The sequence below is a fragment of the Dyadobacter diqingensis genome, from assembly GCF_024220585.1.
Classification (GTDB): Bacteria; Bacteroidota; Bacteroidia; order Cytophagales; family Spirosomataceae; genus Dyadobacter; species Dyadobacter diqingensis.
Genome location: NZ_JAMXKF010000004.1, coordinates 570,316 through 586,318 on the forward strand (window position 1 = coordinate 570,316; position 16,003 = coordinate 586,318).

Here is a 16,003-nt window from a genome sequence, read left to right on the forward strand (position 1 = left end):
AAGCAAAAAATGAGCCGGATTTAGGATCGCGGTAGTCACAAAATAGTCCGGCTTACATTATCTTTGGTTTTCGTTTATCAAAAATCTTATGGAGAAACCCACCCAAAAGCTATTTTTACTCGACGCCATGGCGTTGATTTACCGTGCACATTTTGCTTTTATAAAAGCTCCCAGAATTACATCCAAGGGACTGAATACCAGTGCCGTATTCGGGTTCACCAATACCTTGCTGGAAGTTTTGCAAAAGGAAAAACCGACGCACATTGGTGTAGCTTTTGATACTTCTGCTCCCACATTCAGGCATATTGAGTATCCGGCTTACAAAGCACAGCGTGAAGCCCAACCGGAAGATATCACGGTTGCCATTCCATATGTGAAGAAATTGCTGGAAGCGATGTGTATCCCGATCCTCATTCTGGACGGGTTTGAAGCCGACGATATTATTGGAACCATTGCCAAGGAAGCTTCCAAAGCAAATTTTGAGGTTTTCATGATGACACCGGATAAGGATTTCGGTCAGCTGGTGGAAGAGCATGTACATATTTACAAGCCCGCTTTTATGGGCAAAGGCGCAGAAAAACTGGGTATCAATGAAGTGTTGGAACGCTGGCAGATCAAGCGCATCGACCAGGTGATTGATATGCTCGGTCTTATGGGTGATGCCGTTGATAACATTCCGGGAATTCCCGGCGTTGGTGAAAAAACTGCGCAAAAACTGATTGCTGAATACGACACGATTGAAAATCTGATCGCTCATGGTCATGAAATAAAAGGGAAGCTCGGTGAAAAAGTCCGTGAACATGCGGATCAGGCACTTTTGAGTAAGAAACTTGCAACGATTGACATCACTGTCCCGGTTCCTTTCGATGCGGAAGACCTGACGATATGCGGTGCTAACCGCGACAAAGTCAATGCGCTTTTCGACGAGCTTGAATTCAAGACCCTGCGTCAGCGAATTCTCGGCAGCGATACACCGGCCGCAACCACTCCTGCACCCCAGGTGAAGGTGGTCGATAAAAAAGGACAGTATGATTTATTTGGGAATCCAGCCGCTGCTGAAACGGCAACGCCAACCCAGCAGGACAAGGATATCGCCAATTTTGAAGCTTCGGCAGAAGGTGAAGAAGAATCGGCTGTTACCTCTCCGAGAAAGACCATCGACAATACTTTCCATCGTTACCACACTGTGGATACGCCGGAAACGATGAAAAGCCTGGCACATTACCTGAGCCTTCAGTCCGCTTTTTGTTTTGATACAGAAACCACCGCGCTGGAAACCATTGATGCGGATCTGGTCGGTTTGTCGTTTGCTTATATCCCGGGTGAGGCGTTTTACGTACCCGTGCCGGCGGACAAGGAAAAGGCGCAGGAAATTGTCGAATATTTCAGAGAAGTATTTGAAAATGAATCCATTGAAAAGATCGGACAAAATGTAAAATATGACATTCTCGTTCTGAAAAACTATAACATCGAAGTAAAGGGCAAGTTGCAGGACACCATGCTGGCTCATTATCTGCTGGAACCGGACAAACGTCACGGAATGGATATCCTGGCGGAAACGTATCTGAATTACGAACCGGTTTCGATCACCTCGCTGATTGGTAAAAAAGGTGTAAAACAGGGCAATATGCGCGATGTTTCCATTCCGGAGGCCACGCAGTACGCCGGTGAAGATGCGGATATTACCTTGCAGCTCAATACAATTTTCAGCAAAGAGCTGCCGAAGTATAATGCACAAAAATTGTTCGAGACGGTAGAGATGCCTTTGGTTCAGGTACTGGCGTCGATGGAAAATACAGGCGTAAGACTTGATACGAATGCGTTGGCGGAGATGTCTCAGGTACTGGAAGGTGATTTGCGTAAAACCGAATCCGAGATATTTGAAATCGCAGGACAATCCTTCAATATCGGCTCACCGAAACAATTGGGAGAAGTGCTTTTCGATAAAATGAAGCTGATCGACAAGCCTAAAAAAACCAAGACGGGGCAATACGCAACGGGCGAAGAAATTCTTTCGGAGTTGGAAGGCCAGTTTGAAATTGCGAGGAAAATTCTGGATTACCGTGAATTGCAGAAGTTGAAATCAACCTATGTTGACGCACTTCCGACGTTGGTTAGCCCACGTACAGGCCGCATTCACACTTCCTACAACCAGGCTGTCGCTGCTACGGGACGACTGAGTTCAACCAACCCGAACCTTCAGAACATTCCGATCCGCACGCCACGTGGAAGGGAAATCAGGAAAGCGTTTGTGCCGGACAGCGAGGACTTCCAGATTCTTTCGGCGGATTATTCGCAGATTGAATTGCGTATCATGGCGGCCTTCAGCGAAGATGCCAGTATGATTGAAGCCTTTAATCAGGGAAGGGATATCCACGCTACCACCGCCAGTAAAGTATTTAAGGTCGATCTTCCTGATGTTACCTCTGATATGCGGCGCAAAGCCAAGATGGTGAATTTTGGTATTATTTATGGTATTTCGGCCTTTGGGCTGGGGCAACGCCTTGCCATTCCGAGAGGCGAAGCTTCCGAGATTATCAAATCGTATTTTGAAGAATTTCCGGCTGTAAAAAGATATATGGATCAGGTGATCGTCGATGCGCGCGACCTGCATTATGTCCAGACCATTCTGGGACGTCGCAGATATCTTCCTGACATCAATTCACGTAATCAGACCAACCGTGGTTTTGCGGAACGAAATGCCATCAATGCGCCTATTCAGGGTTCTGCCGCCGATATGATCAAAGTTGCGATGATTAACATCCATGATTTTATCAAACAGGAAAAACTGCGTTCACGGATGATTTTGCAGGTGCATGATGAATTGGTGTTCGATGTTCATCGTGATGAAATCGGGCTGATCAAAGAAAAAGTGGACGAGCTGATGCGTACAGCCATTCCGCTGGCCGTTAAAATGGAAACAGGGATCGGGATTGGCGCCAACTGGCTTGAAGCGCACTGACAATCTGAGCTTTCAAATACTTTACAATAAAAATGTCCGGCTTTCAGGCCGGACATTTTTATTGTAACTCTTAATATAACTTGGTTACCGCACTTTTATTTTGTCAGCCAAATCGCGTCATTAATCACATCCTTCCCTGAAAATTGCCTGTCTATGGCTGTTTTATAATTCTCAGCATTGTATTGAATCTCTGAGGCAGGATATAACCAACGGACGGCAATACGGCCGGAATTGCCTGTACCTACCCCTGTCATGAATTTCGGAAATCCAGTACGTCGGTAATCGAAATAAGCCTCCGAACCGGAATTCATAAAAAATGCCAGGTATTTTTGCGTTACAATTTGTTCAAGACCAGCTACATTATTGCCGCTGTATTTTATAAGGGGCTGCGCATAATACGCATCAAAACTGAAATTCACGCTGTACGTGTTAAAACCTGCTGCATCTATCCCACCCGTTTTAGAATATCGCATGACATTAGCGCCTTCTTTAATTCCATAAAAACTCATGGAAGCTTTGATCCCTTTCTGATACCAATCTTCCGCGTTTCCAGGCGCCCAGCCACGGTTAAGCCCCTCAGCAATGTTGAAACACATTTCCGGATACCCAACAATAAATACATTTTCACCCGTGTAATTCGAATAGTAGCGTGAACGGCTTTGAAATGAATACGCCCCCGGTGCAAATCCTGTACCGTTATCAATACCCGCCTTAGCAGCCATATCCCCTAGTGCTTCTCCTGAACTTGCTCCTACAAAAGCGGTAAAATCAGATGGCAATTTACCTGCTTTCAATTGTGCCCCCGCAGGTTCCGTGGTGATCATCACCCGTGGATCATTACGCTCTGACAATAAACCTACATACGTAGCGGCCATGTTTTGTCGGGTTGCATCGAAACCAAAGTTGTCTGGGTTCGAGGGATATTTATTAAAATTATTTGAAACAAATTCAAGGTTTTCGGTAAGTCCCTCCGGTAATGGATATTTAGCAGGATTACCCAATATTTCTGCAAACTGACTTTTCAAATTTAAACCTGCCTCTGCCTCCTTTTTGCTCAGGCGTATCAGCATGCGTAATCGGAAAGCGTTGATCACTTTTTGCCATTTTGCCAGTTTTCCGCCAAAATAAAAATCTCCTGGCACATCAGTTTCACCCTTAGCAATTAAAGCGGGAATCTCTGTGTTTGCTTCGTCCAGCCATTTCAGGATCTGGATATAAATATCCTTTTGCGAATCATATTTTGGGACAAGGTTGTCACGTCCAAGTAAAGCCTCATTCATTGGCAGATCACCGGTACGAGCTGACATCTGATCCATAAAAAAGGCACGAAAAAACTTTCCCAAAACTGAATAACCATTAACATCAGCTGCACCCGTTTTTTTCTGTTCCAGTTCCATTTGCACTACATTCTTCAATGTTGTGTAATGGTTCGTGTAAGCAGCCCACTGGTACTCATTATTCCCGTAGTAATTGTAATTGATCGCGTAAAACTGATTCCAGCGCATTTCCGAGCTAAAAGGTTTACCAGTATTATTATACATATCATATTCTATCCCTTGCAAAATAAGGGAAGGGGGTGCTGAACCTGCACGGTTTGGATCAATTTCAAGTTCTTCAAAAGACTTTTCGCAGCCTGTAAATAACAAAGCTGAGAGTGTCAAAAGACCTAATATTTTTTTATGACGACGCATCTTTTTTTATGTTAAAGTTTTTAAATGTCCAATGTCGGATTGATCAAAATGTAAGATTTATGTTAATCCCATACCGGCGCATGGAAGGAGTTTGCGGAGACGATTCATTTCCAGACAAATACTGGTTCAGGTCGATATCCTTTTTCTCGGCGAAATAAAGAAGGTTTCTTCCTACCAAGGAAACAGAGGCATTTCTAACGATTTTGGATTTGATAAGCCAGCTCGAGGGCAGTGTATAACCGATCACAACTTCACGCAACATCCCAAAAGAACGGCTCATCAAATTACCTTCCTCAGTATTGTAATAGCGGCTTACCCAGTCCTGTACGTATTGCTTGGTGGCGTTAGGCTTGAAAGTCAACTCCGACATATTTGTGATTTTACCATCCGTATCGTAATTCAATGCCTTGTTATTGCTAATCTGTACTCCCTCACCCAGGTAATTTTTGTTATCAGGAGTGCCAGCCTTGAAACCTTCCCAATCTTTCTGACGAGCTTCGCCCAGAGCACCTTCTACCAACGCTTTGTTACGTCCACCACGGAAGGTTTGCTTTTGCACATAATTTGAAATAACCCCGCCGATACGTCCGTCGAACTGAAAACTCAAATTGAAGTTTTTGTAAGCAAATTTATTTATGACACCAAAAACAAACTTAGGATTTGCATAACCAAGAAACTGATTAACCGGAAGATAAATCGGACTTCCCGATGCGTCATTGATGATTTGCCCGTCGGGTGTTTTTGCAAAAGAACGGCCATAAACCATATCCATCCGGTCTCCTTCCTTAAAGAATGTATTAAATTTGTTTACGCCCGGATAAATCGATTTCAATATTTCCTTGTATGTGGAATAGTTCACAACCACATCCCAGTTCAAGCCGTCTGAGCTCTTCAAGGCCGAACCTGTTAAAGCAACCTCCCAACCTGTCTTACGTGTATTGATCCCATTTACGAGATAATAATCATATCCTGTCGTTGTAGATATCGGCAATGGATAAATCGTTGGCCCTTCATTAGAAATAAAATACGTTACATCCAGTCCGATCCTGTTTTTAAGCACACGGACATCCAGTCCCATTTCAGTTTGTGAAGTCGTGCTGGGTACAATTGATGGGTTATTGATCGTATTGGTAAAGTATGCCGCCGGTGTGTTATTATAAGTAAACGGTGTCGAATAAACCGCTGCATTCTGATAACTAGGTCCACCGTAAGGTGAGGAATACTGATCTCCGTAACCGATCGGATTTCCGTTTCCAAGCGAAGGTGTTGTACCAATGTTTGCACTGGTCAGACCATCTTTCACATTAGCATAAGATCCACGAAGTTTCAGGAATGAAATAACTTCCGGTATCCGTACGTAATCAGATATGATAGTCGAAGCAGCAACAGAAGGATAAAAAAACGTATTACTTCCTGCTGGCAGTGTCGAAAGCTTATCGACACGTCCGGTTGTAGAAAGTGTGAAATAATCCTTGTATGTAAAGTCAGCTGAATAATAGGCTGAATTCACACGCATATCCGAAGTGAAGTTGGAGGTTTTTACCGGTCTCAGAGAGTTACCAAAATTGTAAAGCCCTGGTACATTCAAATAATCAGTTGAACCATACTGCGAATTGTATGAAAAATTCCGCAGGTTACCACCAGCCCATACTTTTGCATTGAATCCTTCGAAAAGGTCCTTGTCAAATTTAACAAGCAGGTCGGTATTGTTTTCAAACAGGTTCCGGCGATCTTCACGATAATCACCCTTTGCTTCCTCTCTGCCATAAGATGTAGCCGAATAAGGCATTTTCTCATTCCTGAACAAGTTCCATGTAGTGATCTGCGTACGTAACGTCGTTTCCAGGAAACTGTTGATCTTGTACGTCATAGCCGCCTGCCCAATAATATCCGTTTTCTGATGGCCACGAAGCCACTCATAACTCATAAAATAGGGGTTGTTGTAACGCTGATACTCGGCATAAATCTGCTGAACACCTTCCTTACCCGGCTGCCAGTAGTTGCGCATATCATCCACATTCCAGTCAGCACCTGCCCAAAAAACCATGTTGTAAATGATTGAGTTAGGACCGTAGTTTACGTCAGGAATATTGGGCGAATATTGACGGTTGTATTGCAGACCAGATTCAAATTTCCAGCGATCTGAGAACTTATAATCGGCCGTGATGTTGAAGTTCGTGATATTCAACTTCGTATTCGGAACAATGCCTTTCTGATAAATATTCGAGACAGAAAAACGGATATTATGTTTTTCTCCCGATGCAGAAACCGACACGTTATTGGTTGACAAAATCCCTGGTTCCAAAAAACGCTTCAGGTTATCTTTTCCCCGATTGATCCATGGCGTTGGAGAACGTACTTTCGTCACGGGGTCCACTGGACTGTCATATTGCGGGATCAGCTGCCCTTCAAATCTCGGCCCCCAGCCACCATCATAATCTCCGTCATTCAAACCACCACCTCTTCCATTGACAAATGCGTAACTGCCATGATCACCCGGGCCATATTCATCCTGAACTTTTGGAATCGCATAAAAACCCTTATCCATCATCGTTGAGGAATTAAAATCTACCGAAAAACCACGTTTGTCCTTCGTTCCCCGTTTTGTTGTAATCAAAATCGCGCCGTTTTTACCTCTGAACCCGTAAAGTGCCGATGCACTGGCACCTTTTAAAACTGAGTAAGTTTCGATATCATCAGGACTCACGTTCCAGGTATCGGAGTTCACAGGAACACCATCCACCACAAAAAGAACGTCTGTGTTACCTCTCAGGCTAATATTTGGTTTTCTCAGCAACTCTGGCTGCGCTCCGATCGTCAGACCAGCCACTTTCCCAGCCAACGCATTGATGGCATTGGGTTCACGTGCCTTAATAGTGGATGCTCCGTCAACCGACTGAATCGCCACACCGATACGTCTTACATCTTTTTTGATACCCAAAGCAGTCACGACAACTTCATTCAGCTGCTTATTGTCAATGCCTAGTACCACATCCAGTTTGGTACGGGAATTTAACGCAACTTCCTCCGTGGCAAACCCAACAAATGAAAAAATCAAAACAGAATTCCCATCAGGAACTGATAATTCGTAAGCTCCTTCGGAGTTGGTTCCGGTACCTGCATTGGTACCTTTTACAATAACACTGGCACCGGGGATCGGCTCCCCTGTACTTTTGTCGGAAACTTTTCCGGTTACTTTGACCTGCCCAAATACATGGAAAGAGCAGAAGAGCAGCATTAACATTAACGCAGCTCTGGGGTGAGTAAAAGAATGGATCATATAAAGTTTGTGGTTTATTGTAAAAACGCAAAACTAACAAACCAACATTACCACAACATTGAAGTAATGTTAAGTATATGTAAACTTCATCTAAAAAAAAGTAAAGTGCAAGAAAAATTAAAAATTTTATAATAGACTATATCACAAACGATTACAATAAATAAAACAACCTACCAATCCTACAAACCTTGAATACTGGTTTATAATGATATCATCAAATTCTATTACCTTTTCAACATGCCTGACCGGCAGATCAATCGAGGCCAATGGTATAATTCAAAGGCTATTCAACATAGGTACGGGGATAAATTATTTCTAAATCTGCACGTATTCTATTAATATCTTAACGTTAATTAATTAACGTTACACACTAAACGTATTCTATTGTTCACATCAAATTTTCCGCATATTTATAACCACTTCCTGTATTTAACAACAAAATCGTCTCATCCCGGTTAATCCATTTGTTGACGATGGCCTTTTGCATGGCAGGGACCAGTGCGCCGCCTTCCGGTGCTACAAACAAACCTTCCTTTTTAGAAAGCGTCTTCACGCCTTCCAGTAATTCATCTTCCGTAACTGAAACTGCGAATCCTTTCGACTCCGCCAATACCTCCATAATTTGTCTTTCTGCAAAAGGAGACGGCACGGCAAGACCGTTTGCCATCGAAGGTTTAGCCTGATAATGGGCTGCATTTTGGTGTTTCCCCTCAAATGACCAGACCATGGGTTGGCAGTTTTCAGTTTGCACGGCGATCAGTTTCGGGAATTTGCCGGTGATCCATCCGGCAGCTTTCATTTCATGGAACGCTTTCCATAACCCGATAAGCCCGGTGCCGCCTCCGGTCGGATAAAAAATAACGTCCGGCAACTGCCAGTTCATTTGCTCGGCAATTTCGAAACCCATCGTTTTTTTGCCTTCCAAACGGTATGGCTCTTTCATCGTTGACACGTCAAAATACCCTTTCTCGGCCTTAATCCGGGCAACCAGTTTTCCGCAATCGTTAATGAGTCCGTCAACCAATATTAATTCCGCACCAAAATACCGGCACTCCTGTTTGAAAATTTCCGGCGTGTGTTTCGGCATGACAACCGTTACTTCAATATTGGCTTTTCCGCAATATGCAGCCAGTGCCCCGCCAGCATTACCAGCCGTTGGAACGATACACTTTGTTATCCCCAGTTCCTTCATCTTTGAAACGGCCACGGCCTGTCCGCGTGCCTTGAAAGAACCGGTCGGGTTCAGGGATTCATCTTTAAGCAGCAATTTATTTACACCTGTTGTCTCCGCCAGATTGTTGAGCGATAACAGCGGCGTCATGCCCTCTCCCAACGTCACCACATTCGCCGGGTCCAGCACCGGGAGAAATTCAAAATACCGCCAAAGAGACGACTCCCGGGTTTTCAGAATGTTTTTATCTACTGGCTGAGAGAAATCATATTGGGCATAAAGCGGCGCTTTCCAACCCTCATGTTCGTTTTCGCAAAAAGTCTGCACCTGCCTGTGATCGAACTTTTCTTTACTGACAGCACATTCCAGATGCGAAATGTGGGAGGTTAGATTGACGGTGGTTTTCATGTTTTATAGTGTTAATTTCTGCCAAAATTAGGCGTAACATTATAGCTAATCCAATGCTATTTAACTATACACTATAACATGTTGTTATGACCTTGCAAAGCAAACCGGACAAAAGCCTGAGCAAACGGGTCGTTTTCTGAGCCGTGTCTTTGAATAAAATAGAATTGCCGCTGCACACGAAGTCCTTCAATAAAAACCTGTTTAAGACTTCCAGCCTGCAATTCTTTCCGGACAGAACGCAGGGGAAGAAATCCGAGGCAGTTGTCAACCAGTAAAAAATTTTTTAATGCTTCCGTACCGCCAAGTGAAATATTATTCCTGAGATCCGAAATCTTCACCCCGACCTCCTCCAACGCAGCCTTAACGGATGCCAGTGTCCCCGATCCCCGTTCCCGGAGTGCTACCGGGTAATTTTTCAACTCATCCAGAGAAACCGATTCCCTGAACCATAACTCACTTTTAGGAGAACATACCGCAACGACATCGTCGGACAAAAAATAGCGATAACTCACCGCAGTCGTTTTGGTCTGCCCTTCAATAATTCCCAGATCAATTTCATTGTTTTCCAGAGCCTTCAACACATTTTCCGAATTGCGGTTCAACAGCGTGATCCTGACGTTAGCGTGCCGCTGACGAAAAGCCGATAATATTTCAGGAATTATGTACAACGCAACCGTGGTGCTGGCCCCGAGACGTAACTCGCCCTTCGCATTGTATTCGTCCAGCTGCGTGCTCAACGCATAATCCAGCCTGATCTGAACTTCCTTTGCCTGCCTCAGATGATCCAGAAGCAGGTTCCCGGTTATTGTCAGTTTAATGCTGTTACCCGCGCGTTCAAACAAACTGGTTTTATATTGTTCCTCCAAAGCCTTGATATGGCGGCTGATAGCCGGCTGGCTGAGATTCAGCACCTGGCTGGCACGCGTGAAACTCAGATGATTGGCAACCTCAAAAAAGACTTCGTGCCGGAAAGAAATCATAACCTCTTGAAATGGTGTTTCTCAAAGATATTTAATTTGACAGAGACAACGAAGAATTCCGTCCGTTACAACCTTTTCTGGGTAAAAGTTGTCATTCAAAGTACAAGAAATGCGTCAGCTAAACCATTTTTAGTGCCAGTCTATGAAAACAGTAACACTACTTTTAATCCTGACTTTATTCCTGGTCTCATGCGGATCCAAAAAGGACGTTTCGCCTGGCACGGCACGATCCGAGATATGGTCAGCCGGATGTGCATCTTTTGGCAAGGTTGCGGGTGGTTATTCAATTTCCGGTATGTGCTGTGAACGTGTTGAAATGCCATTCTTTACGTTAAAAAATGGGGCTTCTTTTTCGGTCAGAGGTAAATATTTTGCATCCAGAGAAGGAAAATCAAGAGAGTTCCCCCTCACGATCACGGGAAACCTCTCGGCAGACGCACAGACTTTAACCCTGAACTATACAGTTGATAACGTTCCAAAAACTTTCACGATGGAAATCGGAAAGCCGGTAATGGCGTGTTATTGTGGTTGTGGCTGATTCAGGGTCGTTGATTTCGGTTATCTTAAACAAGCCATTGGATTTTGTTATGAGGTCGTCCAACCAAATTGTATAAAAAGTTGTCATTAATGTATGATTGATATAACCTTCACCAGATCCATACGCCATGAAATACTTATCCACCCTGTTTTTCGTCTTGTTTTTATCATTAAACGGTTGTAAGTCTGACAGAGAAATTCCTCCGAAAGGCACCTGGTCAGAAGGCTGTGCTGTTTTCTCCTCTTTTGAAGACGGTTATAAGCTATCCGGATTATGCTGTGAGTATCTGGTTTTCCCAAAGATCAAGTTGAAAAGTAACAACTCTTTTACAGCCAGCGCCAGTTATCATTCCTTCACTGGCGCCGGGTTCAGTGACGTTCCGGTTACCGTAAAAGGGAAATTGTCGAAAGACGAAAAAACACTTGATCTAAGTTATGAAATCAGCGGAATTGCAAAATCTTATTCACTCAAATCGGATGCAAGAATCATGTATTGCAGCTGCTATTGTGACTAATCGAAAACATCTATACAAACCAGGTTTCTCCTGATATTAAAACAGTCCTGCATAAAGCCGCCATTTGATTCAATGGATAAATTGTAATACTTTTGACTACTCCAAGTCATAGAATAAATACAATAAAAAATTGAAATCTGCTGCGTCGATATTACTTGTTTTACTTTTGATATTCGGCTGTTCGCAGGAGCAGCCAAAACAGTTTACCATCGGATTTTCTCAGTGCACCGGTGCCGATAACTGGCGTAAAACAATGCAGGAAAATATGCACCGGGAATTGTCCTTTCATCCCGAAATTAACTTTGTGATGAAAGACGCCGGCGGGCAAAGTACCCGACAGATCGAACAGATCAAAGAACTCGTCGATCAAAAAGTCGACTTGCTGATTGTGTCGCCAAACGAGGCCAAACGCATCACACCGGCTGTCGAAAAAGCCTATGAAAGCGGTATTCCCGTGATTATTGTTGACAGAAAAACGACGTCGGATCAATACACTGCTTATGTCGGTGCTGAAAATGTGGAGGTTGGGCACACGGCCGGAACTTATGCCAATACAGTGCTGAACGGGAAGGGAAATGTGGTTGAAATCAGCGAACTTCCCGGATCATCGGCGGATATCGATAGACATAAAGGTTTCATTGAAACGATCAAGCGTTTTCCGGGCATTCATCTGGTTGCCAAGCTGGATGGAGATTGGGATAAATATTCTTTCGAGGACGATTTGACGGACATATTAAAAAAAGAGCCAGCAATTGACTTTATCTTTTGTCAAAACGACCGAAGAGCTATCAGCGCATTTAAAATCTGCAAAAAACTCGGTCTTGAAAAAAGAATCAAAATTATCGGTGTCGATGGGTTAAACGGCAAAAATGAAGGTATTGATCTCGTGGATCGCGATATTCTGAACGCAACGATCATTTATCCGACCGGTGGCGAAGAATCCATCCGGACGGCAATCGCGATCCTGCAAAAACAACCTTTCAAACGCGAAAACCGTTTGCAAAGCACGCTGATTGATTCGTCCAATGTCAGGATCATGAAACTTCAGAACGAGAAGGTAATCGCGCAACAGGAAGATATCGAAAGAAGGCAGCATAAAATTGAAGAGCAAAGGGCGATTTCTGAGAATCAGTCGGTTATTATCTATGCTATTTCCTTTACGCTCGCCCTCGCGCTGCTTTTTGGAGCGCTGTCTTTTTATTCATTGCGGGAAAACAGAAAAATCAATAAACGGCTCGAAAAACAGAATCATGAAATATCAGATCAGCGAGATCAGATCACCCAATTGGCCGATAAATCCAGATTAGAACATGAAGCCAAATTGAAGTTTTTTACCAATATCTCGCATGAATTCCGCACACCGCTGACCCTGATCCTGGCCCCGATCGAGGATTTACTCGGAAATGATAAAATCAAAGATTCGCTGATCAGACAGGAATTGACCCTTATCCGAAAAAATACGCTGCGGTTATTAAGGCTCGTCAACCAGCTCATGGATTTCCGTAAAATTGAAGGGCAAAAAATGATGATCCGGGCAAGCGAGCAAAATCTGGTTGCCTTTATTCAGGATATCATGACTTCTTTTGAAAAAATAGCGTCAAAGCGTAAAATCGATTTCCGCCTGATTACCCCCGATCCTCAGATCATGGCCTGGTTTGACGCCAACATGCTCGATAAGGTTATTTTCAACCTGCTTTCCAATGCTTTCAAGTTTACAACCGACAAAGGACGTATATATATTCACGTGAAGACATCGTCCCCATCGCAAGCGCAGATCATCGTGGAAGACAACGGCGTCGGGATGACGACCTCGGAAGTACAGCATGCCTTTGAAATTTTTTACCAGGGTGAAGGAAGTTATAAAGCCCTCGGAACCGGTCTGGGGCTTGCCCTGTCCAAAGAGCTGATCAATTTGCATCATGGTGAAATTTCCGTTCAAAGCGAGCGCGGCAAGGAAACCCGTTTCACGATAGTACTTCCGTTGGGAAGCAGTCATTTTCAGGAAAGTGAGTTATGGAATGAACCAACGGAGGAAATTTCTCTTGTGAGGAATATGGAGCCCGCCGAAGAGCCGGCCCCTGAAACCTCAGAACTTGACGCCGGTACGCATCACGAACAAACGGTATTATTGATCGAAGACAATGAGGATTTGATACGTCTGGTAGAACAGAAATTGCAAAGCAGCTATTTCGTTGTCAAAGCCGCCGATGGCGAAGAGGGCTTAAAGCTTGCCTTTGATCAAATTCCTGACCTCATAGTCTGTGATATCATGCTTCCGGGAAAAGACGGACTTAGCGTGGCTTCGGTATTGAAATCTGATTTCCGGACATCACACATTCCGATCATTCTGCTGACTGCCAAAAACACGACGGAGCAACAAATTGAAGGAATTCAGACCGGTGTGGACGCCTATATCACGAAACCGTTCAATCTGCAATACGTCGAAGAAGTTATTAAAACGTTGCTAAAAAACCGTTCGCTTTTACGCGAGCATTATACCAGCGAACTTCCTTTGGAAACCACGCAGGTCAACAATCCCAATAAGCTCGACAAAAAATTCGTAACGGAATTTACAGCCTACATCGAACAGCATTACGGCAACTCGGATCTGAATGTTGAAGAAATCGGTCGCGACCTGGGGATGTCCAGGGTGCAGCTGTATCGAAAAGTCAAGGCCTTGCTGGGTTTCAGCGTCAACGAATACATCCAGCAAGTACGCCTGAACAAGGCCCGTTTTTTACTGAGACGCAACGACCTCACCGTCGCCGACATCGCTTACAGCGTCGGATTTTCGTCCCCGACTTATTTCTCCACGGCCTTCAAAGCCAAATACAATCAAACACCGCTGGAATATAAGAACAGCTGATCCTTTCAATTTTGTTTCATCCATTCTTTGCATTGTACTATTTTTTAAAACCGGGGCGATCCGTATGTATCAATTTTTAAACTTCGTGTATCAAAATTGAAATAACGGGTTAACAATTTTTCCTTGAATTTGTTCTAAAACACTCATTTTCATTAAAATACCGCGAAAAGGTTACACTGTATCAAACTTTAACTTTTTTGATATATTATTTAGTTATTCAAAGTAGCCCGCGGCCGTAGTTTTGACAAAAAAATCAGAACTACGAATGAAAAACAGCAAAGTATTAGTTTGGTCAATCGTTGTGGCATTGGGAGGTTTCCTCTTTGGATTTGACACGGCGGTGATCTCGGGAGCGGAAAAAGCAATCCAGATCCTATGGCAGCTCAGCGCGGTTGAGCACGGATTCACAGTTTCCATAGCACTTATAGGTACCGTCCTTGGCGCGATGTTAGGCGGGATTCCGGCCGACAGACTGGGCCGTAAACAAACATTGTTCTGGATAGCGGTATTGTACCTGGTATCTTCACTCGGTTCCGCACTTGCCCACGACTGGTACTTATTCCTTTTGTTCCGTTTTATGGGCGGCCTGGGCGTCGGTGCTTCATCGGTAGCGGCTCCGATGTATATCTCCGAAATCTCACCAGCGCGTTCACGTGGTAAAATGGTTGGACTGTTTCAGTTCAATGTCGTGTTCGGGATTCTGATTGCCTATTTCTCAAACTATTTCATGCAGGATATGGGCGAAAACGCCTGGCGCTGGATGCTGGGGATACAGGCGCTTCCGTCTCTTATTTTCCTGCTGGCTATTTTGTATGTCCCTGAAAGTCCGCGCTGGCTTATCATGAAAAAAGGAAAAGTGGATGAAGCCCGCGAGATACTGGAATTAATAGACGCTGAAACCAGCGAGGAAACACTTTCCGATATTCTGGCCACTACAAAAAGTACGCAGAGTCAGCCAAAGGCAAAACTCTTTTCAGCCAAATACAAATCACCAGTCGGCCTGGCGATCATGTTCGCGATTTTCAATCAGGTTTCCGGTATCAACGCCATTATCTATTACAGTCCCCGCATTTTTGAAATGACCGGACTCGGTACAAAATCAGCCTTTTTATCCTCTGCCGGCATCGGATTTGTGAATTTTGCATTTACGCTGCTCGCCATCAATTTTATCGATCGTTTTGGCAGAAGAACCTTAATGCTTATCGGTTCCGTTGGCTTGATCATAACACTCAGTCTTGTTGCCAGAGCCTTCTTTATTCAGGATTTCACAGGCGTTCCGGTTTTCCTTTTTGTTTACATCGCCTTCTTCGCTTTTTCCCAGGGCGCTGTGATCTGGGTATTTATTTCCGAGATTTTCCCCAATGAAGTCAGAGCCAACGGCCAGGCGCTCGGAAGTTTCACCCACTGGTTTATGGCTGCACTGGTCGCTTTCTCCTTCCCCATTATTGCAGAATATCTCGGCGGCGGCATCACGTTCTCCTTTTTCGCAGTAATGATGGTGCTCCAACTGGTTTTTGTCTGGCGGGTTATGCCGGAAACAAAAGGCACGTCCTTGGAGCGACTTGAAAAAACAATGGTTTTACACTAATCCAA

General features: G+C 44.1%; 9 protein-coding genes. 5 read left to right on the plus strand and 4 right to left on the minus strand.

Annotated elements, in window-relative coordinates:
• Positions 1 to 88: 88 nt before the first annotated feature.
• Entirely contained in the window at positions 89 to 2,962 is a 2,874-nt protein-coding gene (gene polA, locus M1L62_RS14670; RefSeq protein ID WP_254560334.1) for a DNA polymerase I, read from the plus strand.
• A 95-nt stretch (positions 2,963 to 3,057) separates the two neighbouring features.
• Here the strand turns inward: polA and M1L62_RS14675 are convergent, their stop codons facing one another.
• From M1L62_RS14675 to M1L62_RS14690, 4 genes are all read right to left on the minus strand, one after another.
• Positions 3,058 to 4,653: a SusD/RagB family nutrient-binding outer membrane lipoprotein gene (locus M1L62_RS14675; RefSeq protein WP_254560335.1), complete on the minus strand. Its 1,596-nt coding sequence runs from the start codon at positions 4,651 to 4,653 to the stop codon at positions 3,058 to 3,060.
• A 43-nt stretch (positions 4,654 to 4,696) separates the two neighbouring features.
• Positions 4,697 to 7,933 carry a SusC/RagA family TonB-linked outer membrane protein gene (locus tag M1L62_RS14680; RefSeq protein WP_310589977.1) on the minus strand — a complete coding sequence of 1,079 codons (3,237 nt, stop codon included), beginning with the start codon at positions 7,931 to 7,933 and terminating at the stop codon, positions 4,697 to 4,699.
• Positions 7,934 to 8,321: 388 nt separating this feature from the next.
• The gene (locus tag M1L62_RS14685; RefSeq protein WP_254560336.1) at positions 8,322 to 9,512 is read right to left on the minus strand and encodes a threonine synthase; all 1,191 of its coding nucleotides are present in this window, start codon (positions 9,510 to 9,512) and stop codon (positions 8,322 to 8,324) included.
• 71 nt (positions 9,513 to 9,583) lie between these two features.
• Positions 9,584 to 10,492, minus strand: a complete 909-nt coding sequence (locus M1L62_RS14690; RefSeq protein ID WP_254560337.1) for a LysR substrate-binding domain-containing protein — start codon at positions 10,490 to 10,492, stop codon at positions 9,584 to 9,586.
• Between the two features lie 142 nt (positions 10,493 to 10,634).
• Between M1L62_RS14690 and M1L62_RS14695 the strand changes: the two genes are divergently transcribed.
• The 4 genes from M1L62_RS14695 to M1L62_RS14710 all read left to right on the plus strand — a co-directional run bounded on the left by M1L62_RS14695 (position 10,635) and on the right by M1L62_RS14710 (position 15,998).
• Positions 10,635 to 11,030 carry a hypothetical protein gene (locus tag M1L62_RS14695; protein WP_254560338.1) on the plus strand — a complete coding sequence of 132 codons (396 nt, stop codon included), beginning with the start codon at positions 10,635 to 10,637 and terminating at the stop codon, positions 11,028 to 11,030.
• 127 nt (positions 11,031 to 11,157) lie between these two features.
• Positions 11,158 to 11,544, plus strand: coding sequence for a hypothetical protein (locus M1L62_RS14700; protein ID WP_254560339.1), 387 nt, complete (start codon positions 11,158 to 11,160; stop codon positions 11,542 to 11,544).
• A 130-nt stretch (positions 11,545 to 11,674) separates the two neighbouring features.
• A complete protein-coding gene (locus M1L62_RS14705) occupies positions 11,675 to 14,410 on the plus strand; it encodes a hybrid sensor histidine kinase/response regulator transcription factor (protein ID WP_254560340.1) in 2,736 nt (911 codons plus the stop codon).
• 265 nt (positions 14,411 to 14,675) lie between these two features.
• On the plus strand, positions 14,676 to 15,998 hold the full coding sequence (locus M1L62_RS14710) for a sugar porter family MFS transporter (RefSeq protein ID WP_254560341.1): 1,323 nt from the start codon (positions 14,676 to 14,678) through the stop codon (positions 15,996 to 15,998).
• Positions 15,999 to 16,003: the final 5 nt, after the last annotated feature.